Origin of the sequence: Streptomyces sp. NPDC001922, from assembly GCF_042891165.1 — a bacterium.
Taxonomy (GTDB): domain Bacteria; phylum Actinomycetota; class Actinomycetes; order Streptomycetales; family Streptomycetaceae; genus Streptomyces.
The window spans coordinates 225,246-249,296 of record NZ_JBIASV010000015.1 but is presented as its reverse complement, the minus strand read 5'-3'; the positions used below and the strand labels follow the sequence as shown (position 1 = coordinate 249,296).

Annotated in this window: 12 protein-coding genes; 5 read left to right on the top strand and 7 right to left on the bottom strand. The window is 71.9% G+C overall.

What is annotated here, in order from left to right; translation table 11 throughout:
* Nucleotides 1-316: 316 nt before the first annotated feature.
* Entirely contained in the window at nt 317-1,201 is an 885-nt protein-coding gene (locus tag ACFYYR_RS26950) for a glutamate ABC transporter substrate-binding protein (protein ID WP_388858715.1), read from the bottom strand.
* 664 nt (nt 1,202-1,865) lie between these two features.
* Here ACFYYR_RS26950 and ACFYYR_RS26945 point away from each other — a divergent pair.
* The gene (locus ACFYYR_RS26945) at nt 1,866-2,651 is read left to right on the top strand and encodes a hypothetical protein (RefSeq protein WP_388858712.1); all 786 of its coding nucleotides are present in this window, start codon (nt 1,866-1,868) and stop codon (nt 2,649-2,651) included.
* A 104-nt stretch (nt 2,652-2,755) separates the two neighbouring features.
* Here ACFYYR_RS26945 and ACFYYR_RS26940 read toward each other — a convergent pair whose 3' ends face one another.
* Nucleotides 2,756-2,962 carry a hypothetical protein gene (locus tag ACFYYR_RS26940; RefSeq protein WP_388858709.1) on the bottom strand — a complete coding sequence of 69 codons (207 nt, stop codon included), beginning with the start codon at nt 2,960-2,962 and terminating at the stop codon, nt 2,756-2,758.
* A 304-nt stretch (nt 2,963-3,266) separates the two neighbouring features.
* Between ACFYYR_RS26940 and ACFYYR_RS26935 the strand changes: the two genes are divergently transcribed.
* From ACFYYR_RS26935 to ACFYYR_RS26920, 4 genes are all read left to right on the top strand, one after another.
* A complete protein-coding gene (locus ACFYYR_RS26935; protein WP_388858706.1) occupies nt 3,267-3,956 on the top strand; it encodes a hypothetical protein in 690 nt (229 codons plus the stop codon).
* Between the two features lie 411 nt (nt 3,957-4,367).
* The gene (locus tag ACFYYR_RS26930) at nt 4,368-5,189 is read left to right on the top strand and encodes an SAM-dependent methyltransferase (protein ID WP_388858703.1); all 822 of its coding nucleotides are present in this window, start codon (nt 4,368-4,370) and stop codon (nt 5,187-5,189) included.
* 479 nt (nt 5,190-5,668) lie between these two features.
* The gene (locus ACFYYR_RS26925) at nt 5,669-8,167 is read left to right on the top strand and encodes a SpoIIE family protein phosphatase (RefSeq protein WP_388858700.1); all 2,499 of its coding nucleotides are present in this window, start codon (nt 5,669-5,671) and stop codon (nt 8,165-8,167) included.
* A gap of 24 nt (nt 8,168-8,191) precedes the next feature.
* The gene (locus tag ACFYYR_RS26920; RefSeq protein ID WP_388858697.1) at nt 8,192-8,659 is read left to right on the top strand and encodes a YchJ family protein; all 468 of its coding nucleotides are present in this window, start codon (nt 8,192-8,194) and stop codon (nt 8,657-8,659) included.
* Between the two features lie 52 nt (nt 8,660-8,711).
* Here ACFYYR_RS26920 and ACFYYR_RS26915 read toward each other — a convergent pair whose 3' ends face one another.
* From ACFYYR_RS26915 to ACFYYR_RS26895, 5 genes are all read right to left on the bottom strand, one after another.
* Nucleotides 8,712-9,557: a serine hydrolase gene (locus ACFYYR_RS26915; protein WP_388858694.1), complete on the bottom strand. Its 846-nt coding sequence runs from the start codon at nt 9,555-9,557 to the stop codon at nt 8,712-8,714.
* A 469-nt stretch (nt 9,558-10,026) separates the two neighbouring features.
* Nucleotides 10,027-11,064, bottom strand: coding sequence for an MDR family NADP-dependent oxidoreductase (locus ACFYYR_RS26910; protein ID WP_388858765.1), 1,038 nt, complete (start codon nt 11,062-11,064; stop codon nt 10,027-10,029).
* A 19-nt stretch (nt 11,065-11,083) separates the two neighbouring features.
* Entirely contained in the window at nt 11,084-12,781 is a 1,698-nt protein-coding gene (locus ACFYYR_RS26905) for a phytoene desaturase family protein (RefSeq protein WP_388858692.1), read from the bottom strand.
* Nucleotides 12,782-12,855: 74 nt separating this feature from the next.
* Nucleotides 12,856-14,523 carry a phytoene desaturase family protein gene (locus tag ACFYYR_RS26900; protein ID WP_388858689.1) on the bottom strand — a complete coding sequence of 556 codons (1,668 nt, stop codon included), beginning with the start codon at nt 14,521-14,523 and terminating at the stop codon, nt 12,856-12,858.
* Nucleotides 14,513-24,001: an amino acid adenylation domain-containing protein gene (locus ACFYYR_RS26895; protein ID WP_388858686.1), complete on the bottom strand. Its 9,489-nt coding sequence runs from the start codon at nt 23,999-24,001 to the stop codon at nt 14,513-14,515. Before ACFYYR_RS26895 ends, ACFYYR_RS26900 begins: the two co-directional genes overlap by 11 nt.
* Between the last annotated feature and the right edge of the window lie 50 nt (nt 24,002-24,051).

Sequence of the window (24,051 nt, the reverse complement as noted above, 5' to 3'; positions counted from 1 at the left end):
GCCCACCGCACGGGCACCGTCAAGGGACTGACCGCCGAGGTCGGCGCCTCCATCTCCGCCGGCGCCGTCATCTGCGACATCAAGGACTGACGGCCGGCCGGCGCCACCGGGCCACGGAACGCGGTGGCGCCGACGGGGCAGCGGGAACGGAGCCCGGGCCGGATCCACCCTTCCGCCCCGTCCCCGGGAGCGGTGGATCCGGCGGCGTCGTGCTCGTCGGAGGCCCTTGGCCCGCCCCGGGTACCGGGACGGACCAGGCGGCACTGAGGGCCCGGACCGCGGCCCCCGTCCGGAAGGGGGCCCGTCGGCAGGAGCGTCAGGAGGAGCCCGTCGGGCAGGGGTCCACATCCGGGTTGGGCACCGCGCCGGAGGTCTGCCACAGGGTATTCGACAGTGCCTTCACCCAGGCGCCGTCCCGGTAGGAATGGTTGATGGTGCGGTTCAGGAACTCGCACATCTCGGTGTCGCCCTTGCGGTAGCCCACCCCGTAGCGCTCGGTGCTGAAGGTGTCGCCGACCACCTTCAGGGCATCGGGCGCCTGCGCCGCATAGCCGAGCAGGAGCGCCCCGTCCGTGGTGACCGCGTCGACCACGCCCTTGCGCAGCCGCTGGACGCATTCGGTGTACGTGCCGTAGGGGACCGGCTTGGCCCGGTACTTCTCCTCGACGGTCTTGATCGAGGTGGTCCCCGCGGCGGAGCACACCTTCTTGCCCTGGAGGTCCTTCGGCCCGGAGATGCTCTTGTCGCCCTTCTGCACGAGCAGTTGCTGGCCCGTGACGTAGTACGGGCCCGCCATACCGACCACCCGGCGCCGCTCGGGAGTGATCGAGTAGGAGGCGATCACCAGGTCGACCCGCTTGTTGCGCAGATAGGACTCCCGGTTCTTGGAGACCGTCTCGACCCATCGGATCTTCTCCGGAGCCAGTCCGAGCTGCCCGGCTATGATCTTGGCCATCTCGACGTCGAAGCCCTCCGGGGTCTTCGCGCCCGGCTTCTTGTAGCCGATTCCGGGCTGGTCGAACTTCACCCCGACCCGGATCCGGTCCGCCTCGTGGAGCTTCTCCATCGTGCTGCCGGCGGGGAAGGCGGGGTCCGTTGCGACCTGAACCGAATCGTCCGCTTCGGGGGCGTCACTGCTGCACCCGGTGATGGTGAGGGCCGCGGCGATAGCTGCGGCGAGTCCCGTTCTGCGGACGGTCACGATGTACTCCCTGAGGGTGGGATCGGGCTCCCCTGAAGATCAGGGGGCGACTTGGCTCCGGAGGTCCGGAACCACACGGAAGGTCCTGGTCGTACGCGTGCGCGACCGGTCGGGAAGCCCCCCGAGGGTGGTCCGCTCACCGGTAACCACACCCTCTTCACGCTGCTCTCCCCGCCCCTTTACGCAGGCGCCACCACGCCTACACGCCTTTGTGTAGTCGGTACTACAGCAGACTGCGGGTATCTGCGCCAGAATTGTTGAGCACTCCGTCGATTGGTACACGCGATCGTGACCCTCCGGCGGGCTCGTGCACGCGGTCCGGGAGGCGGAGGAAGAGCCTCGGGCGGCGCCCCAACGGCTGCTGGGCTGCGGGTTCCCGTCGTGCGGAGTGGGCGCCGCATGATCCGGAAACATACCCTTCTGTTCCGGAATCTCCCGTCCCGGCGGCACCCCGCCGCGCAGCCAGGTGTCGGCCGGGTGACCAGCGCATCCGCAAGGAAGGGCCCAGGGGCTGCTTTCGTCTCGGCACTGTGTGAGCCTTGTCGTGACTTCTGCCGACGTCATCCGGCAAAGGCGGAGGTTCACCGAAGATCTGCAACAACAGTGATGGGGGTCAGCTGTGTGCGGACGGAGCGGGTCATGGCGTCGCGCGAGAGGGTGGACCGTGGTGCTGTCGGCAGCCGTGCTGCTGGCGGGGTGCTCGTCGGGTGAGGCCGGTGCCGGGGCGTCGCCCGGCGCTTCCGTGACTGCCTCCGCGACCGCCTCCGTCTCCTCCGGGCCGCCCACTCCGTCACCGTCCACGCCTCCGCCGTACCCCACCGGCAGTGCCGGCTGTCACCGGAACACGTCCTGGAGCACGAAGGACGCGGCGGAATGGCTCCGGCTGAATGCCAAGACTCCCGGCTCCGCCTTCTCCGTGGTCACGGACGCCGTGGAGCTCGAACGGTCCTCGGACGGCTATGGTCCGCTGTGCAGACCGCTGACCGTTCACGTGGAGATCTGGAAGCTGGGCTACAGCGCCCCCGGCCCGGTCTCCCGTGAGGACCTGCTGAAGAAGCACCGGTCGCGGCCGGACTACTACTTCGAGATGACCCTGGTGAAGCGCGAGCGGTTCCGGGTGGACGGCCGTGAGGCCCACTCCGTGCGGTTCCCCCGGAGTGTGCGGGCCGCGAATCTCGGCGCCTGTGCCGGATCCCTGGTGGCCGTTTCCGTCGGTGGCCCGCTCGCCGCACGGGAGCTGCCCCGGGACATCAGCACCACCACCGGGAACGGACCGCTGGACCGTGAGGACGTCGGCTTCCGGACCCGGCGCGTCGCCGAGTACGGGCTCAGGGCTGCCTCCGCACCCCAGGTGTGCGGGCCGGACGGCCGTCCGACCGCGACCCCGTCCCCCGGAGGCGTCGTGCCCTCCTTCCCCGGAGGTCCTTCGGTGCCGGCCCCGCCCTCCTAGGGCGTGTTTCGAAAGTCCCGCCTGGCCGGCACCGGATGCCGGCGACTGAGGCGGGGGGGTCCGGGGAGTGGTGACGGTGTGCCCGGGTGACGGCCTGTCGCAGATCACTCGACGATGCGGAACGGCCTGTCCCGGCAAGGGGGTTCGGGGCCGTCGCCTTCCCCGGAGGGGTCCGGCTCATCCGTACCGTCCGTGCCCCCGGAGCCGGTCCCGCTCTGTCCGCGCAGCGCGGCCAAGGCCTCCATGAACGTTTCGCCGGTCACCTGCATACGGATTCTGGCGAGCTGTTCGACATCGTCATTTCTGGGCACGGGAGCAAGCTTAAGAGGTCTTATGACCGTCTCTTGTCACCAGTCGTTCGGATAAATGGGAAGTTGCGGACGTGTTGGCGCTGAGCTGAGTCGGATGGGTCCCGGGTCCGTACTGATCGGCGTGATACCGCTGCGGGCAGACGTCGGGTCCCGGGCCCGGAGCGGTGTCACGGCCGGGAGAGACCGACGGACTGATGCGGCACATCCCCGAGGGTGAGAGTGCCGGTGCGCGGCGGAGAGGACCGCCGAACCGTGCGGATGACTCCCACGTCCCAGCATGTTCTTTCCACTGCGAGGTGAACGCATGTCTCGTGCAAGGCGCACCAACAAGAGTCGTGTTCTCGGTATCGGACTGGCAAGCGCGGGTCTGATCACCGGTGTTGTGGCCACCGGAGCGGCCATGGCGGGGGAGGGCGACGAGTCGTCCGCGGCCGCGAAGAAGCCCGTGAAATCCACCTCGTGCTTGTCGGCGGGCGCGCCGTCGTCCGGCGTGGTGGCCACGGCGCAAAAGGGCGGATCCGTCGATCTGTCGCGGCTGGACGGGCAGCTGGCGGGTCTGCTCGCCGCGGCCGGAGCCGAGGCGGACAGCCTGCAGAGCCTGGACGACGCGCTGCGCGCCGTACCGTCCCGCGACGCCGGAGTGGTGATCGACGGCGTGAAGATCGGCGGTGACAAGGCGCCGACCGTCCGGGTGAAGTCGCTCGACGAGCGGGATCCCGAGGCCTGGGCCAAGGCCAACCCGAAGACCGACCTGGGGCGGATGAACGCGCAACTGGCCGCGGTGAACCGGAGCCTGGCGGACATCTGGTCCCAGACGGGCGGCCTCGAAAATCTGCAGGCCGCGTTCGGTCAGATCGCGATCAACAGCAATATCAACATCGATGACATCGATATCGACGACATCGAACTCGACCTCAAGAAGGCCGACGCGGATCAGGTGAAGGTCCGGATGAAGTCCGCCGGCTGCGGGGCGGGGCAGGCCGCGCGGGAGTGACCCACGGGTCCGCACCAGGACGGCCGACGGGAAGCCGTCACCGGGGAGACCGGCCCCGCCCGTCGGCCCGCCTGCGGTTCCACGCCCCCTCCTCCCGGGGGGCGTGGAACCGCACGGTTCCCACCACCGGGAACGGCCGCCGCCCGCATGGACGTTCCACACCTGCCGACCTGCCGACCTGCCGACCTGCCGACCTGCCGACCTGCCGACCTGCCGACCTGCCGACCTGCCGACAGCCGCGCATCACCGGCCGGATCCACGGGCTGCCGTGCGTGCTCCGCCAGTGTGTGCGGTCCGCATCCGGCCCCGACTCCCCCTCCCAGCAGTGAAGTTGGGGCGTCAGGTGTCCCTGAGGGCACCGGGACCACCTACGATGATCCCGGCGTGCAGGGGCAGGAGAGGACCGGTGGCATGGCCGACGAGATCCACGCGGTGGACCAGAGCACCCCGAGCATCGCCCGGGTCTACGACTATCTGCTCGGCGGCAAGGACAACTACGCCGTGGACCGGGCGATCGGTGACCGGTTCAAGGACGACATGCCCGGGTCCGTGGCGATCGCCCACTCGAATCGCGCGGCGCTCGTGCGCGCGGTGCGCGACATCGCGCTGAACACCGGCATCCGGCAGTTCCTCGACCTCGGCAGCGGGCTGCCCACCGCGGACAACGTCCACCAGGTCGCCCAGCGCAACGCACCGGGGAGCCGGGTCGTGTACGTCGACAACGACCCCATCGTGCTGGCCCACGGGCGAGCCCTGCTGGAGGAGAACGAGGACACCTGTGTGATCCGGGCGGACCTCCGCGACCCCCGCCGCATCCGCGAGCACCCGGGCACCACACGGCTGATCGACTTCGACCGGCCGGTCGCGGTCGTCCTCAGTGCGATCCTGCACCACGTCAACGACGAGGAGGACCCCGTCGGTCTGGTCGAGTACTGGCGCGATCAGGTGCCGTCCGGCAGTCACTTCTTCGTCAGCCACTTCCGCAGTGGCAACAATCCGGAGACCGCGGAGGCGGAGGCGGTTCTCCAGAAGACCTTCGGACGCGGACGCTGGCGCACCGACGAGGAGATCGCCGGACTGCTGCCGGGCCTGGAGGTGCTGGAGCCCGGGATCGTACCGACCGCGGCGTGGCGTCCGGACGAGGCCGTCGGCGTGCCGAGGATCGGTCCTCCGGACGCGGGACTGTCGGTCTGGGAGCGGCTCATCGTGGCGGCGATGGCCAGGAAGCCGTAGCACCGGCGGTCACCTGCCGCCGCTCGCGGTCCGGGCGCCGCGTCGTACCGTCGTGCGCGGTCACGGTCGGCGGGCCTGCTGTACGCGCTGCGCGCCGGGGCACCGCCGCACACCTTCCCGGGGGCCTTCGCGCGCACCGCCGCAGGCCCTCCCGGGACGCCGATGGGCCGCGACCGCGCAGGCCGGGCCGGGGCCCGGATTCTTACGGCGGGTGCCCACTCTCGCACACTGCGGAGCGGCGCCGGTGGTCCAGCTCTCCGCGCCGGAACGGAACCCCTGCCCGGTGCCCCGGTGCCCCGGTGCCCCGGTGCCCCGGTGCCCCGGTGCCCCGGTGCCGCGGCCTCCGGCCCCTCCCCGCCCCGTCCGGCACCGGCCGAAACGTCGCCGCCCCCGGTACCGTGGAAAACAGGCTGGTGGCCGTGTGACAGCAGGGTCCGCGACGGGCCCGTCGCACCGCGCCCCGGCACTGGACGGCTGGCATGGGCACTCCAAAGAAGAACAGAGCACCTGCGAGCAGCACCCCGTTCGACTTCGCGCGGACGGCCGTGATGCTGGTGGACGCCGACGGTGTGGTCCGTGGCTGGACGGAAGGGGCCGAGGAACTCCTCGGGCACCCGGCACCCGACGCCCTGGGCCGGACCCTCGCCCAGCTCTTCCGGTCGGTGGACGGCGACGGGGCCCAGCACGAGGACGTCGCCACCCGGCTCGGCGACGCGGACGGCTGGAGCGGGACCCAGGCCGTACGGCACCGGCAGGGCCACCGGCTCGACCTGGAGGTGCGGATCCTGCCGGTGCAGGACAGCGACGGCCGCGCCCCGCGCCTGGTCCTCGCTGCCGACATGGCGCAGACGCCCTGGCCCGGGGTCAACCGTTCCCTGCTGGAGGGCATCTTCACCATGTCGCCGGTGGGCGTGGCCATGCTCAACACCGACCTCCGGTTCGTGTGGGTGAACGACGCTCTCGAAACCATGGGCGGCGTGTCCCGCGAGGAGCGCATCGGCAAACAGCTCGGCGATGTGCAGCCGGGGCTGGCCGTGGAGGCCATGGAGGCGGAGATGCGCCGGGTGCTGGAGACCGGGGTCCCGTCGGTCGGATTCGAGTACCTCGGCCACCCGGAGTCGGACAGCGTGCGCGAACACGCCTACTCCACCTCCTTCTTCCGCCTGGAGGACGAGACGGAGGAGGTCCTCGGCGTCTGCTACATGGTGCTGGACATCACCGAGAACTACCGGGCCCGGCAGCGGCTCGCCCTGCTGAACAAGGCCAGCGAACGGATCGGCAGTTCACTGGACGTGTTGCGCACCGCACAGGAGCTGGCCGATGTCGCCGTGCCCGACCTCGCGGACTTCGTCACGGTCGACCTGCTCGACGTCATGCTGTCGGGCGGCGAGCCGCCGCCCGGGCCGATCGACGCCACGGACCTGTCGACCATGCGCCGTTCGGGACAGAGGTCCGTCCGGGAGGGCTGCCCCGAGGCCGTGGTCGAGGTGGGCGGTCTTCCCTCCTACCCGGCGTCGGCGCCCGTCGTGCTGAGCCTCACCGTCGGCAGTTCGTCGCTGTACCCGACGCTGGACCTCAGCGCCGGGGAGTGGGCGGCCGACGACCCGGTCCGGGCGGCGCACCTCCGGCAGTACGGCTTCCACTCGCTGATGGTCGTCCCGCTCCGCGCGCGGGGCATCATCCTGGGCGCGGCCGCGTTCGCCCGCTGGCAGCCCAAGGGCCCGTTCCAGCCCGACGACCTGGTCCTCGCCGAGGAGTTCGTCAACCGGGCCGCGGTGTCCATCGACAACGCCCGCCGGTACACCCGGGAGCACACGGCGGCCCTGGCGCTCCAGCGCAGCCTGCTCCCGCACGATCTGCCCCAGCAGGGCGCGGTCGAGGCCGCGTACCGCTATCTGCCGGCGGACTCGCGCAGCGGCGTGGGCGGTGACTGGTTCGACGTGATCCCGCTCTCCGGGGCGCGGGTCGGGCTGGTCGTCGGTGACGTCGTGGGGCACGGTGCCCATGCGGCGGCCACGATGGGCCGGCTGCGCTCGGCCGTGCAGACCCTGGCGGACATGGACCTGTCCCCGGAGGAGGTGCTGGCGCACCTGGACGACATGGTCGGCCGGGTCGCCGACGAGACGGACACCGGTCCCCAAGTGATCGGAGCCACCTGCCTGTACGCGGTCTACGACCCGGTCGGCCGCACCTGCTCGCTGGCCCGGGCCGGTCACCCGCCGCCGGTGCTCGTCAGCCCGACCGGGATCTCCCGGCTTCTCGAACTCCCCGCCGGACCGCCGCTGGGCCTCGGGGGGCTGCCGTTCGAGTCGCGGACGCTTCCGCTGCCCGAGGGCAGTCTGCTCGTCCTCTACACCAACGGTCTGCTCACCGGGCAGGCGCTCGACGTCGACGGCGGGCTCAGCAGACTGCACGCCGCCCTGGCCGCTCCGCAGGCACCGCTCGAAGAGATCTGCGACGCCGTCATCAGCAATCTGCCGGGCACGCGACCGGTCGACGACGTGGCGCTGCTGCTGGCCCGTACCCGTGCCCTGGGCCGGGACCGGGTCGCCTCCTGGGAGATCCCGGCCGATCCGGCGGCCGTCGGCGACGCCCGCGCCAAGGTGGCGCGCCAACTGGTCACCTGGGGGCTCTCCGACCACGGGTTCGCCACCGAACTGGTCGTCAGCGAGCTGGTCACCAACGCCATCCGGCACGCCGGGGGACCGCTCCGCCTGCGCATGATCCGGGAGCGCGCCCTGATCTGCGAGGTGTCCGACGGCAGCAGCACCTCCCCCCATCTGCGGCACGCGCGGACGACCGACGAGGGCGGCCGGGGGCTGTTCCTGGTCGCCCAGCTCACCCAGCGCTGGGGCACCCGCTACACCCCCGAGGGCAAGACCATCTGGGCCGAGCAGCCGCTGGACCCGACCGCCTTCGGAGGTCACAACGGCCTCGGGGACCTCATGGGTCTGCACACCGCCGACGAGCTCCGCTGATCGCGGCTGCGGGACAATGGGCGCATGTCCCGACGCAGCTCCCGCCCGCAGAAGTCCTCCGCCCGACGCCGTCCGTCGCCGTCCGCGGCCCCGCATCCCCGGACCGCACCGGACGCCCCCTGCCCCTGCGGGCTGCCCGCCGGCTACGCGGACTGCTGCGGCCGGCTGCACCGCGGCGAGGCGTCCGCGCCCACCGCGGAGAAGCTGATGCGCTCGCGCTACAGCGCCTTCGTCGTCCGGGACGAGGCCTACCTGCTGCGCACCTGGCACCCCCGGACGCGTCCGCGCCACCTCGACTTCGACACCGGGCTGCGCTGGTCGGGCCTGGAGATCCTGGACACCGCCGACGGCAGCCCCTTCCACACCACGGGGACGGTCACCTTCCGGGCCCGCTACACCGAGCAGGGGCGGGCGGGAGAGCTCCTCGAGCACAGCCGCTTCGAACGGCACGACGGCGCATGGGTCTACGTGACGGCGCTCGACACCGACTGACCGGTTCCGCAGCCAGGACCGTGCGGGAGGAGGCGCCCTCGGGGCCGGCCGTTCACCCGGGGCCGGCCAGACCGTCGTGCAGGGCGCGGGCAGCGCCCTCGACGGTGGCGATGCCGTCGTCCATGGTCGGATTCCCGTGGGAGAGCACGACCATCCCGCGGTCGTGGCCGTCCCCGGTGAACGCACCGATGCTGTGCACCCGCCAGCCACCGGTGGACCGCGGCAGCCAGCCGTTCTTCAGCTGGACCGCCGCCGTATCGGGCGCCCCGGCGGGCACGCCCCAGCGCTGCTCGGGAACCACCCGCCGCATCAGGCCCAGGGCGTACGCCCGTGCCGGCCGGTCCAGGACCGGATTCTCCGACGTGAGCAGGCGCAGCAGCCTCAGCTGGTCGCCGGCGGTGATCCGGGTGAGCCCCCAGTGCCCGTCCGCGCCGGGAACCGTGTGCCGCAGGCCCGCCACCTCCAGGAAGTGCCGGATGCCGTCGGGCCCGATCCGGCGCCACAGCTCGGAGGTGGACGCGTTGTCCGACTCGGTGATCATCGCGGTGGTCAGCCGCACCTCCTCCGCGGTCAGCGGGTACCGGCGCTCCATGGCCTGCCGCAGCAGCGCCCCGAGGACGGTGACCTTGACCACACTGGCCGAGTCGAACGCCGCCCCGGCGTTGTAGGAGCAGCTGGTGGCGGTGGGACGGTCGTAGAACGCGACGGCGGAGGTGCCCGGGCGCCCGTGCAGCCGGTGCGCCAGATCCCGCGAGAGCCGCAGCGCCAGGCCGGGCTGCCGGGAGGAGCAGACGACCTCGGCCCCGCCGGCCGAAGTCCGGGCCGTGGTCGCCCCGGCGGGAGCCGCCGTCGCGAGGACGGTCAGCGCCGATCCGGCGGCGGCGATCGCCGCGAGCACTCGCCGGGGGCGGGATCCGAGGGCCGGTGGGGCGGGGAGCCACCCGAGCCCGGATCGGGGTGATATGGGGGAATTTTCCATGTTCGGTGCGGTCTCGCTCTCGTGTCGTCGCCGAGGGCCTGTCGTCGCCGAGGCCGCGTCGGTTCGGAGGCCGTGCTCACCGGACGGGCTCCACGCGGATGCCGTAGGACGGGGTCGCGTCATGCTGTTGTGGCCGCGGCAAGCGGTGCCGGTCCGTCCCGGTGGGGACCGGTGTACGCCCGGCTGCCGGGTACGCCCGGGGCCGGCGCCCCGGGGCCGGCGAGCGGCCCGGCTGCCGGTCCGGCGCGGTCGCCCGCTCCGTCCGCCCGCGCGGGTGCCCGGCGGCGCACTCCGGCGGGACGACTGTACGGGAACCCGGGGGCGGCACTCGAGCCTCGCAGGAGAATCCGTCGGCGCCCCGGCCGTCGGCGCCGCCGGACTCCGGAGCTCACATCCGGACCAGCACCTTGCCCCGGTTGGCGGCCCGGTCGACGTACAGACTGCGGTAGGCGTCCGGAATGGCGTCGAACCCGTACCGGACCGTCTGCTCGTATGCGATCTCACCGCGGCGGATCATCCCGCCCAGCTCGCTGTGGAGCGCCGCCCAGTTCTGCGGGCTGAACCACTCCAGCGCGAAGATCCCGCGGATCGTGGTGCGCGGGAACATGATGTAGGGCAGCAGCCGCGGCCCCACGTGATCGGCGCCGACCTGGGTCGCCCACTGCCAGCACACCGCCACCTGGCTGTCCACGTTGAGCAGGGAGAACACCGCGTCCGTGACGCTGCCGCCCAGGCTGTCGAAGTACTTGTCGACGCCGTCCGGCGCCGCGGCCCGGAGCGCCTCGCGCACCTGGTCCGTGCCGTCGCCCTGCCGGTAGTGCACCACCGCGTCGAAGCCCAGGTCCCGCAGGTGGTCCACCTTCTCCGGTGAGCCGGTGGTGCCGACCACCCGGGCACCCGCACGCCGGGCCAGCTGCCCGACCAGGGTGCCGACCGGGCCCGAGGCGCCACTGATCACCACGGTGTCGCCGGGGCGGACGGTGAGGACCTTGGTCAGCGTGCCCCAGGCGGTCATGCCCGGCCCGCCCAGGACGCCCAGGGCCGTCGAGAGCGGCAGCGAGGCGTCGTAGTCCTGCGGATCGAGCTTCCGGAAGGCCGGGAACACCATCGGGAAGGTGCCGGTCCGCCACGGAGTGGCCGCACCGGTGCTGATGAGGTGGCTGCGCCAGCCGCCGAACCCCTGGACCAGCTCGCCCGGCTGGTGCGCAGCGCGCGGTCCGGCGTCGAGCACCTCCATGATGGAGTCCGCGCCCATGTGCGCCCCGAGCGGAGTGTCGAGACAGATGCCCTGGAGGTAGGGGTCGACCGACACGTACAGGGTCTTGAGGAGCATCTCGTCGTCCGCGAGGTCGACCTCGAGGTCCTCGGTCACCTGCTCGTAGATCCGGTCCACCTCGGGCACGCCCTCGACGTGCTCCCGCACCATCCACGTCCGGACCTCCACGTCATGCCTCCTGTCGGTGCGGTGAACGGAGCCGGCCCGCGGCGGCGCCGGCGGCCGGGCCCGGGGCCGCCACCCGGTCGACGACATGGGTCGGCAGCGGCGCCGTACGGTCGATGTCCGCGGTGAACGTCCTGCCGTCGTCCCGGCAGATGAACTGCATGACGTGCCGGCCCGCCGCCGCGGCCCGGATCAGACCGCCGGTGGTCGCCCAGACGCCGGAGAGATAGAAGTTCTCCAGCCCGGGCAGTCCGGGGCCGTGCTTCTTGATCTGCTCCTCGAGCGTCTCGCCGCCCTCGACGAACGGCTGCCAGCCGAGCACCGTCCCGTCGTAGTTGCCGGTGTAGCGGACCTGGGTGAGCGGGCTCGACACATCACGGACGGCGATCGCGTCCCCGATCCCCGGGTGGCGCTGCTCCAGAATCCGCAGCAGAGCGTCCCGGACGCGGTGTTTGGCGGTGTAGTACGCCTTGCCGCGGCGCACCGGCAGGGTGTGGAGCTCGGTACCCCCGCGCACCCGGCTGGCCTGTTCCGGACCGTCGCTCAGCGCCCGCCACGGCGCGATGTCGCAGAAGTACGTGGCGTACACCACCGTCGTCCCCGCCGGCGACAGCTCCGGGTAGTGCCTGCTGCGGAACTGGACGTTGATGCTCGGGTGGCTGATCCCGGTCAGCTCCGCCGCCTCGGCGTCGCTCAGCAGATGCGTGGTGCACGGATCGCCGTCGGGGAAGGGGCGCCGCAGCCCGAGGAAGAGGGTGACATAGCCGGGGAACACCATGCCCGGCTGCTCGATGGTGCTGGTGTACAGCCTGCGGTAGGTCTCGTCGAGATAGCGGCCCTTGAGGAACCGCATCAGGGTCGTGTGGCCGTCGCAGGCCGAGACCACGATGTCGGCCCGGACCTCGCTGCCGTCGCTGAGCCGCACCCCCGTCGCCCGGTCGTCCTCGACGAGGATCTCCTCGACCCTGGAGTTGTAGCTCACCTCGCCGCCGAGCCGCAGATAGCGCTGCTCGATCGACCGGCTCAGCCCCATCGAGCCGCCCTCGGGCACCCCCGCCGACAGGTTGGCGTGCGAGGCCAGCTGGAAGTAGAACGGCAGCACGGGGAAGTTGGGGTGCTTCTCGTAGAGGATGAAGTTGAACGCCTCCCGCAGCAGCGGATCCCGGAACCGCGCCGAGTAGTCCGTCATCAGCGTCGTGATCGACTTCCGGATGACGTTGACGTACGGCACGAAGGACGCCAGCATCCGCCAGCGTTCGAGCCGGCCCATCAGGCCGACCGGTTTCAGGAACGGATAGACCGCCAGGCACTTCCGGAAGGCGCGCAGCCCGTCGCAGAACTGCCGGATCAGCCGGGCGTCCCCCGGTGAGAGCTCCACCAGGTGCGCTTCGAGCCGGTCCGGGTCGGAGTAGAAGCGGACCGCCCGGCCGTCCCGCCCGCGCACGATGTTGAACACATCGAAGTGGCGCATCCGTTTCCCCTGCAGCGCGCCGAGTTCGAGCCAGATCTGGTGCATCTCGTTGCCCGGACCGCTGCCGAGCAGCCAGCTGACACAGCAGTCCAGGGTGAAGTCGCCGCGGTCCCAGGCCGTACAGCAGCCTCCGGGGACCTCGTGCATCTCGAAGATCCGGGTCCGGTATCCGTTCATCCGGGCGTAGCACCCGGTGGACAGACCACCGAGCCCCGCCCCGATGATGATCATTGATTCTCTGGTCCGCTTCTCGCGCGGCATGTTCCAGGGCCTCCTCGGCAAGAGCTCGGTCGTCCGTCCGCGGTCTATTCCGCGGGCCACTTCTCGAGCTGGGGCAGATGGCCCAGCTGATCCCGGTGCCACGGCTCCTGGTTCCGGCTCTCCCAGGCCCGGAACTCCGTCCCGAGCTCCCGGCACAGGTACTGCACCGCGAAGCGGCCGCTCGACGCGGCCCGGATCAGGCCCCCGCCGCCCGCCCACTGGCCGGCCATGGAGAAGCCGCGCAGCCCCGGCAGCCGCATCCGGTCCTTGTTGACCACGCCGTTGACCAGGTCCTCGGCCTCGGTGAAGGACTTCCACGCGAGGATGGAACCGTTGTGGTTGCCGGTGTAGCGGTGTGTCGTGGCGGGTGAGGCCACATCGGCCACCCGGATGCGGTCCCCGGTACCGGGGGAGCGCCGCTCCAGGAAGTCCCGGACGAAGTCGGCGACCTGACGCTTCTGCGCCCAGTACTCCTTGCGGCTCCGGCTGCGCAGCGTCCGCCAGTGCGCGAAGTCGCTGAAGTAGGTGCAGTGCACGACCGAGGAGCCCGGCGGGGCGAACCCCTCCGCATAGCGGGACCGCTGCTGCACCACCAGGCTGTCCTGCAGGGCCCCCGGCAGCCCGGAGCGCTCCTCCTGCGTCAGCAGATACGTGGTGCTGTGCGGGCTGTCCGGCCCCGGCTCCCCGGTGAGCCCGACGAACGCCGACACCACCCCCGGATAGAGCACCTCCGGCTTGTTCAGCAGCGTCGAGTACAGCGTGTCGAGCCGCGGGCTGGAGTACCGGCCGCCGAGCAGGCCGTGCAGGGTGGTGTAGCCGTCGCAGGCCGCCACGACATGGTCGGCGTACAGCCGCGTGCCGTTCCTCAGCTCCACACCGACGGCCCGGTCGCGCTCCACGAGGATGCGCTCGACCCGCGTGCGATAGCTGATCGATCCGCCCAGCGAGGTGTACCGGCGTTCGATGGACCGGGACAGCCCCAGCGACCCGCCCTGGGGGAACCCGGCGTTGTCGTTGTACGCACCGGCCATGTTGAACAGGTACGGCAGCAGCGGGAACCCGCCGTGGTCCTGGAAGAAGATGTTGCGGAACGCGCGCCGCAGCAGCGGATCCTGGAACCGGTCGGCGAAGGTGTGCATCTGCGTCGCGGCGGTCCGCCAGAACAGCCGGAACGCGGGCAGCACGGTCCGCAGCATCCGCAGCTTCTCCCGTGGCGTCCGCAGCGGCGCCGGGGTGAGGAACGGGTACAGCTCGATGCCGATGAACCGCCGCAGGTCACGGCAGAACGACCGGATCAGCCGCGCGTCCGCGGGCGAGATCTCCAGCAGGTGCCGCTGGAGCCGCCCGGGGTCGTTGTAGAAGGTCACCGACCGCCCGGCCTCGTCGACGACCCGGTTGAACATGTCGAAGTTCGTCACCGTCTTGCCGTCGAGCGCGCCGAGTTCGCGCCAGATCTGGTGCGCCTCGTTCCCCGCGCACGTCCCGATCAGCCACTCGATGCAGTAGTCGAAGATGAAGCCGTCGCGCGCCCAGGCGGTGCAGCAGCCGCCCGGCAGCACGTGCTTCTCCAGGATGCGCGTCTCCATCCCGCTCATCTGGGCATAGCACCCGGTGGCCATGCCGCTGACCCCCGCCCCGATGACCAGCACCCGGGGCCTGCCCCCGGACGAGGCGTTCCGCGTGGTCCAGTCCGTCCCGACGTCATGCGACATGGGTGCCCCCTCCGGCCAGGATGTCGCGCGCCAGCTTCGCGTTGAGGGCGATGTACTCCTGGTCGAGCATTTCCGCGTGGGTGCCGAAGCCGCGGAACACCGTGGTGCGGGTGGTCGTGCTGCCGTGCCAGCTGCCGTGTTCGTCCGCCGCGTAGAACGCCACCTTCTCCTGGTCGGAGATGACACTCACCGGGGCGGTGATCACCCCCAGGTTCGGGGTCCGGCTGCAGAAGTGGATGTACTCCCTGGCCTGGTCCAGCGTCTCCTGGGCGACGGTCTCCGAGCCGGTGTGCTTGCGCAGATGGTCGCCCAGCTCCCGCTCGAAGGCCTCGAAGTGCTCGCTTCCCAGCTCGAAGGAGTCACGGATCCGGTACGAGTCCATGATGACCACGTTGGGCACCTCCCGGCCGCGGCGTTCGAGCTCCTTGGCCACCTCGAAGGCGAGATTGCCGCCCAGCGAGTAGCCGAACAGGGTGCAGGGGCCGTCCGGCTGGATCTCCTCGATCAGGTCGGTGTACCGGGCGACCTTGTCGTCGCCGCTCAGATAGTTGAACGCCACGAACCGGTACTCCGGGAGGTGTGTGGCGAACCGGCGGTAGACCAGCCCGTGACCGCCGGCCGGCGGGAAGCAGAAGACCGTCCTCTCGCCCTCCCCGTTGAACCGCAGGTAGGGCTGGGATCCGGCGATCCTGCCGGTGACGATGTGCTCCACGGTCCTGGCCATCCCGTGCAGTGTGGTCATCTTGAACAACTGGCTGACCGGGATGGAGATGCCGAACTCGGACTGCAGGTGGTGGATCAGTTCGATCAGCTTGATCGAACTGCCGCCCGACTCGAAGAAGTCGTGGTGCAGCCCCACCCGCTCCAGGCCCAGCAGCGCCGTCCAGTGCTCGGCCATGCGCTTCTCGTAGAGCGTCACCGGCGCCTCGTGGGCCGGGGCGCCCCCGTCGAACCGCGGCGCCGGCAGCGCGGCCGTGTCCACCTTGCCGTTCGGCGTCAACGGCAGTTCGGGGAGCTCGACGAACGAGGCCGGAACCATGAAGGTGGGCAGCTGCGCCCCCAGGTGCCGGCGCAGTGCGGACCAGTCCAGCACCGCGCCCGGCGCCGCGACACCGTACGCGCACAGCACGCCCTCCCCCTGGGCGTCCTCGGACACCGTGACCACGGACTGCGCCAGCGCCGGCCAGAGCGCCAGCTGCGCCTCGATCTCCCCGATCTCGATCCGGTGACCGCGCAGCTTGACCTGCGTATCGGCCCGTCCCAGCAGGTGCACCACCCCGTCGGCGTCCCAGCGGGCGAGGTCGCCCGTGCGGTACAGCCGCACCGGTCCGGTGCCGGACGCGCCGCCCGGGGAGAGGGTGACGAACCGCTGTGCTGTCTGCTCCGGCTCCCCGGCGTAACCGTCCGCGACACCGTCGCCGCCGACCCACAGCTCACCGGTCACCCCCGGCGGAACGGGTTCGCCGTGTCCGTCGAGGATGTAGAGCGTGCTGTTCGGGAACGGCCGGCCGATCGGGACCATCCGGCTCGGTTCCAGTCCGTCGGCCGGGCCTTCGAAGTAGCAGCTGTCGACGGTGGCCTCACTGAGCCCGTAGGAGTTGACCAGCCGTGTCTCCGGACCGCACAGGCCGCGCAGCCGCTCGTACTCCTCCACCTTCCACGCGTCGGAGCCGACGATCAGCAGCCGCAGGAAGTCCAGGCGCTCGCCCGTGCTCTCGCAGTACCGCATCAGGCCGCGCACGACGGCGGGCACGAACTCGCCGCAGTCGACGCGCTCCGCGCGCATCGTCGCGTGCAGCCGGGCCGTGTTGAACAGCAGCTCTCGCGGGACCAGCACCAGGGTGCCGCCCGAGCAGAGCGCACGGACGAGGTCACCGGTGAACACGTCGAACGAGAAGCTCGCCATCTGCAGATGGGTACGGGCCTCAGTGGCGAGTCCGTACTCCTGGTGCCAGGCGCTGTACGCCGAGGCGAGGCTGCGGTGGCTCACCCGCACCGCCTTGGGCCGGCCGCTGGAACCGGAGGTGTGGATGACGTAGGCGGGCGCGTCCATGCCGACGGCGTCCAGGCCGTCCGCGGGGTTCTCCACGCCCGCGGCGTCCGTCCCGGCAGGATCGCCGGCCGGAACGTCGGCGGGCGCGTCGGCCGGGTACACGTCCTCCAGCGCCATTACCTCGGCCGACGTCCCCGCCAGCCGCGCGCGGCCGGCCGCGTCCGCGATGACGAGGGCGGTACCGGCGGTGCGCACCATGCCGTCCAGGCGCTCCGCCGGGTAGCCCGGATCGAGCGGCACGTACGCACCGCCGGCCCGGAGGACCGCCAGCAGCGTGACGACGAGCTCGGGTGACTTCTCCAGGCAGAGCGCCACCACCGAGCCGTCCCGGACGCCCCGTTCACGCAGTCGCAGCGCCAGCCGGCGGGAGCGGTCCGCCAGTTCGCCGTAGGTGAGCCGGCGGGTGTCGCCCGACTCCGAGGGCGCCGAGACGGCAACCGCCTCCGGGTGCTCGGCGGCGGCGCGGGTGATCAGCCGGTGGACCGGGCCCTCGGGCGCCGCCTGCCGGCCGGCCCCGCTCCAGTCCGCGAGGACCGTCTCCCGCTCCGCCTCCGTCATCATCTCCAGCCGCGCCGCCGGCTGCTCCGCCGGAGCGCGGGTCAGACCGTCGAGCAGCCGGACGTAGTGCGAGCACAGCCGCCGCACCGTCGCCGGCGCGAACAGATCGGTGTTGTACTTGAACACGCAGTGGAAGCGCCGGTCGGCCTCGTCCTCGTAGGCCGACAGCGTCAGGTCGAACTGCCCCTCCTCCTCGGGCAGTTCGATGTACTCCAGGCGGTAGCCGTACTTCTCCGTCGCCACCTTGTGGACCAGCAGGATGAACATCGCCTGGAACACCGCGGAGCGGCTCGGGTCGTGCTGCAGCCCCAGTTCCTCGACCAGCCGGACGAACGGGTACTCCTGGTGGTCCAGGCCGCCCAGCACCGTGGTGCGGACCCGCCGCAGCAGCTCGCCGGCCGACGGGGCGCCGTCCAGGCTCACATGCAGCGGCAGCGGATTGACGAAGTAGCCGTAGACCGAGGCGAAGTCCTCCTGCGTCCGGCCCGACACCGGAGAGCCGACGATGATGTCGTCCTGGCCCGAGTAGCGGTGCAGCAGCAGGTAGTAGGCGCTCAGCAGCACCACGAACACCGTGACGTCGTGCTCCCGGGCCAGCGCGTGCACCCGGGCACTGAGCTCGGTGTCGAGGACGAAGAACTCGGACGCGCCGTTGTGCGTCTGGACCGCCGGGCGGGGCTTGTCGGTGGGCAGGTCGAGCACCGGCACGTCGTCGGGGAGATGGCTCCGCCAGTAGTCGAGCATCCGCTGCGCGTCCGGTCCGGCCAGGAAGCGGTTCTGCCAGTTGAGGAAGTCCAGATAGCGGGCGGACACCGGAGGCAGCTCGGCTGCGCGTCCCCGGCGCAGCCCCTCGTACAGGGCGAGCAATTCCTCGATGAAGGTGAAGGTGGAGATCGCGTCGGAGACGATGTGGTGGACGGCCTTCATGATCACCCAGCGGTCCGGGCCGCGCCGGAACAGCCGGAACCGGACCAGCGGGTCACGCTCCAGGTCGTACGGTTTGCGGTACTCACCGACGATCATCGCGTGGATCTCGTCCCACTCCTGGCCCTCGACGTCGAACAGGGCGAGGTCCGGGGTGACGTCGGTGGCGATCCGCTGCACCGGTCTGCCGTCCGCGTCCAGGGTGAAGCCGGCCCGCAGGCTGGGGTGCCGCTCGATCAGCGCCCGCACGGCCCGGAACATCAGCTGCGGATCCAGCTCGGTGCGCACCTCGACCGCACCGCCGATGTTGTAGGCGAAGCCGTCCGGGTTGAGCTGGCGGAGGAACCACAGCGCCTTCTGGTTCTGCGTCAGCGGGTGCTGCCGCTCGTCCTCGAACACCTCGACCGCGGCACCGGCGTCCGCCGGTGTCCCGGCCTCGGCCGGGTCGCCCAGCCCGTCGTACAGCTGGGCGACCAGTTCGCCGACCGGGGCACTGCTCAGCAGGGCCACCACCGGCAGGGCGACCCCCAGTTCGGCGTGGACCCGCGCCCGCAGCTCCATCGCCAGCAGCGAGTCCAGTCCGAGGGTGTTGAGCCCGGTGGCGCTGTCCAGCTGGTCCGCACCGACCCGCAGGACACCGGCGGCCAGCTCGATGAACCGATCGGTGAGCAGCCCGCGCCGCTCCTCCTCCCCGGCCGCGTGGAACGCCTCCAGGAAGCTCCCGCCGTCCCGGGCGGGCAGGTCCCGGGCGGCGGCCGCGAGGTCGGCGACGAGCGGCGGCGCGGTCGGGTACCAGGCCAGGAAGGCCGGCCAGTCGACGACCGTCGCCACCAGCACCTGGGCGCGGTCCTGGCCGATGACACGCTCCAGCACGGCCATACCGGCCTCCGGCGACAGGGAACTCATCCCGCGGCTGGTGCGGTAGTGGTCGATCAGCCCCAGCTCCTCGATCATGCCGGTCGCCCAGGGGCCCCAGTCCACGCTGAGCGCGGGCAGCCCCTGCGCGCGACGGTGGTGGGCCAGCGCGTCGAGGAAGGCGTTCCCCGCCGCGTAGTTGGTCTGCCCCGCGGTCGTCAGCAGCGAGGCGACGGACGCGAACAGCACGAAGTGCTCGACCGGTTCGTCGCGCAGATGACGGTGCAGCAGGAGGGCACCGACGACCTTGGGGCCGTGCACCGCGTCGAAGGACGCACGGTCCATCTCCGGGAGCAGCCGGTCACGGACGTGTCCGGCCAGGTGGAACACGCCCCGGATCGGCGGTGACTCGTCCTGCCGGTACTCGGCCAGCCACCGGGTCAGCGCCGTCTCGTCGGTGATGTCCAGCGCCACCGGGACGGCCTGCGCCCCCAGCGCCTCCAGCTCCTTGAGGAACCGCACCTGGCGGCCCGCCCGGGAGTCGGGGTCCACGTCCCGCAGCCGGCAGTTCCGGGGCGGGGCGGTGCGGCCCAGGAGAATCAGCCGCCGCGCCCCCCGCTTGACGAGGGTGCGGCACAGCAGCCGTCCCAGGGCGCCGAACGCCCCGGTCACCAGATAGCTGCCGTCCGGCCGCAGCCGCAGCGGCAGCGGGCCGGTGAGGTCGCCGAGCTGCCGCAGCCGGCTGGTGTGGCGGCGGTCGCCGCGCAGCGCGATCTCGTCCTCGTCGCCGCCCGCCACCTCGCGCAGCAGCGCGGCCGCCTCGGCCCGGCGCTCGGCCGGGGAGTCCCCGCGGGCCGGGTCGAGGTCGATCAGCCTGCCGCGGTGGGCGGCCAGTTCCTGGTACCCGAGCACCCGGCCGATGCCCCAGGCCGACGCGGCCAGCGGCGCGACCGGCTCCCCGGCGGACACCGCCTGGGCGCCGCGGGTGACGATGTGCAGGGTGCAGCCCTCCCCGTGGGACTGCAGGGTCCGGGCGAGCGCGATCAGCGAATAGCTGCCCGCGTCCGTGCACCGGGCCCAGTCCTCGCGGGTCACGGCCCCGATCGACGGCAGATCCAGGTTCCACAGGTGCACCACGGGCCCGAGCGGGACGGCGTCCTGCTCCCGGAGGTCGCGGAACAGCCGGTCGAGGTCGGCGGTGGAGCCGGGCGCGACGGTCGACTCGCGGCCGTCCCGCCCCATCCGGTAGCCCTCACCCCGGTGGACCAGATGGCAGCGCCCGCCGAGCGCGGTCACCCGCTCCGCCAGCGCCTCCGCGACGCCCTGCGCATCGGCCAGGAGCACCCACCGGCGCGCTGCCGCGTCCCCGGGGCCCTCCGGCACCGCGGCGGTGAGGGGAGCGCCCCCGGCCCTCCGCGCCGCGGGCTCGCCGGGCGCCGCCGCGTCGTGGGAGCCGGCCGGCTGGGGGCCGGCGGGCTTCTCGATCCAGGCCACGTCCGTCAGCCAGCTGTCGATCGTGGCGCGCCCGACCGCGGCCGACGCCTTCTCGACATCGGCCGCCCGGAAGCCGCGGATCCGGCCGAGCGGTTCCCCGCAGTCCGCGTACACGCCGATGTCGCCGGTCAGTTCGGCGTCGTAGTGCCCGGAGAGCGTGGCGTGCACCCAGAGCGGCCGGTCACCGAAGGGAGCGCAGCGCACCTCGTCGATCGACAGCGGCAGCCGGATGCCGGTGCCCTGCGGACCGTCCGCCGCCTCGAGGATCTGCGGTGTCAGCAACGACTGGAAGCAGGCGTCGAGCAGCACCGGATGGACGTGATGCGCCGCGATGCCGTCGCTGATGGCCTCGGTCGGCCGGATCCGGGCGAGCGCCTCACCGGGCCCGATCCACACCTCCTCGATGGCCTGGAAGGCGGGGCCGTACTGGTAGCCCAGCTCCGCCAGGGCCGCGTAGCACTCCGGCCCGCCCAGCCGCCGCACGGTGCGCGCGCGGACCGCGTCCGCGTCCAGCGGCGCTTCCGGCGCCGGGCGCTGGCCCGCCCGGATCACACCGGTGGCGTGCACCGTCGGCTCCTGGGCGTCGTCGGCCGGCGACGCGACGGTGAAGCCCGCTCCTTCGGAGGAGAACGCCAGCTGCACCGTTCGGACGTCGCCGTCCGGCAGGAACAGCGCCTTGCGCAGCTCGATGCCGGCGAGTGCCGCCTCGGTGCCGCCGGTCATGGCCCGGACCGCCTGCACCGCCATCTCCAGATAGCCCGCCGCGGGGAACAGCACGGCGCCCTGCATCCGGTGGTCGGTCAGATAGGGCATCGACTCGGTGTCGAGCCGGGCCTCCCACACCGGTTCGGCCCCGGTGACCCGGCGGCCCAGCAGCGGATGGTCCAGCCGGCCGAGCCGGACCTGTTCGACCGGGGCCGGCTCCACCCAGTAGCGGTCCCGCTTCCACGGATAGCGCGGCAGCCGCGCCGGACCGCCCGTGGGGCAGACCGCCTGCCAGTCGATGTCCACACCGAGGTTGTGCAGGGCGGCCAGCGAGCGGGTGAACCGTTCGGCCTCGTCCTCCTGGCGGCGGATGGACGGAAGGGTGCTGCCCTCGGCTCCCGCGCCGTCGAGACACTCGCGGATCGCATGGCCGAGCACGGGGTGCGGGCCGATCTCCAGGAACAGGCTGTGCCCGGCACCGATCAGCCGGTCGACGGCGGCGCGGAAGTGGACCCGGTCCCGGACGTTGTGCCACCAGTACGCCGCGTCCAGCTCCGGCCCCCGCGCGACACCGTCGACGCCGGTCAGATACAGCGGCACCGTCGCCTCGCGCGGTGCCAGCCCGGCCAGGGACGACAGCAGTTCGTCCTTGACCGGATCCATCCGCGGGCTGTGGTACGGCACCCGGACGGTGAGCGGCCTGGCGAAGATCTGCTCGGCCCGCAGCTGTTCGGCCAGCTCCGCCAGCGCGTCCTCGTCCCCGGCGAGGGTGATGCCGGTCGGGCTGTTCACCGCGGCCACCGACACCCGGTCGCCGTACGGCAGGACGTGGCGCCCCGCCTCCTCTTCGGTGAGACTGACCGCGAGCATGGAACCGGTGCCCGCCAGCCGCTGCTGGAGGCGGCTGCGGTGCACCACGACCGTGACGGCGTCCTCCAGCGAGTAGACCCCGGCCTCGTGGAACGCCGCGACCTCGCCGGTGCTGTGCCCCACGATCGCGTCCGGCCGCACACCGCGGCTGCGCCACAGCGCCGACAGACCCACCTGGACCGCGAAGTTGGCCGGCTGCGCCAGCCACGTCTCGCTCATCCGCGAGACGGACTCCTCCGCGTTCATCTCGTCGATCAGCGACCAGCCGGTGAGCTTGCGGATCTCCTGGTCGCACCGCTCGACCGCCTCGCGGTAGACCGGCTCGCTCCCGAACAGCCCGCGCCCCATCGCCCACCACTGCGGGCCCATCCCGGTGAACACCCAGACCAGGCGCCGCCGTTCGGGATCGCGCCGCTGGTCGAGCAGGACCCGCGGATGCTCCTCGCCGCGCAGGTACGCGTCCAGCGCCTCGTCCAGCGAGGCACGCGAGGAGTGGACGACCGAGAGCCGGGCGTCGAGGTGCTGCCGGCGGTGGGCCAGCGTGTGGCGTACATCGGCGAGTTCGACGGCCGGGGCGTCGGCGCCGTCGAGCGCCCGGCGGACGCCCGCGGCCAGCTCGGGCAGAGCCGCCGGATCGCGGGCCGTCAGCGGCAGGACGGACCAGGCCGGCTCCGCCGGTGAGGGCCGGTCCGCCGTGGGTGCCGGGGCCTCCTCCAGCAGGATGTGGGCGTTGGTGCCCCCGAACCCGAAGGAGTTCACCCCCGCGCGGGCCGGCCCGTCGTGCGCGGGCCAGTCGGTCGGGCGGGTGGGGATGTCGTACGGCATCGACGCGAGATCGATCGCCGGGTTCACCTGCTCCAGATTGATGTGGGGCGGAATCCTGCGGTGCTGGAGACACAGCACGGTCTTGATCAGCCCGGCGATCCCGGCGGCCGACTCGGTGTGCCCGATGTTCGTCTTGACCGAGCCCACGTAGCAGGCGTCGCCCGGCTTCCGGCCGATGGACAGCGCACGGCCCAGCGCCCGGGCCTCGATCGGGTCGCCCACGGGTGTCGACGTGCCGTGGGCCTCGATGTACTGCAGACCGCCCGGCTGCACCCCCGCCTCGGCACAGACGCGCTCGATCAGGGCCACCTGGGCGTCCGCGTTGGGCACGGTGATCCCGTTGGTCCGGCCGTCCTGGTTGACGCCGCTGCCGGTGATCACCGCATGGATCGGGTCGCCGTCGCGCAGCGCGTCCGCCAGGCGCTTCAGCGCGACCACGCCGACGCCCTCGGCCCGCACATAGCCGTCGGCCGCGGCGTCGAAGGTCCGCGAGCGGCCCCCGGGGGACAGGAAGCCGCCCTTCGTCTCCGCGATGGTGTACTGCGGAGCCATGTGCAGCAGGGTGCCCCCGGCGAGCGCCAGACCGGTCTCGCCCCGGAGCAGGCTCTGCCGGGCCAGATGCACCGCGACCAGGGACGAGCTGCACGCCGTGTCGATCGAGACGCTGGGGCCGCGGAAGTCGAAGCAGTACGAGATGCGGTTCGACACCATCGTCATCATCGTGCCGGTCGCGGTGTGCGCCGCGAGCGTGTCGAACCGCAGATCCGAGAACTGCAGGATCTTGTAGTCCAGCGTGAACGCCCCGATGAACACCCCGACATCGGACCCGGCCAGGTCCGCGGGCCGCTGCCCGCCGTCCTCCAGAGCCTCCCAGGCCACCTCCAGCAGTTTGCGCTGCTGCGGGTCCATGTACTTCGCCTCACGCGGGCTGATGCCGAAGAAGGCGGGGTCGAACTCGTCGAAACCGTCGATGTAGCCGCCGCGGCCGCCGATGAGCCGGCCGGGCTTGGCCTGGTCCCGGCTCCCCAGGGTCGTGACGTCGTACCGGTCGGCCGGCGTCGGCGTGATGCAGTCCTTGCCGTCGATCAGGTTCTGCCAGAACACCCGGTAGTCGGAGGCGCCGCCGGGCAGTCGGCACCCCATACCGATGATCGCTACCTGGTCGTGGGAGGCGGCGTGTGGTGAGTCGGTCAACGTCGAATCCTTGTTTCGAAGCACAGCGGTGAGCGGGAAAGGAAGGGAGG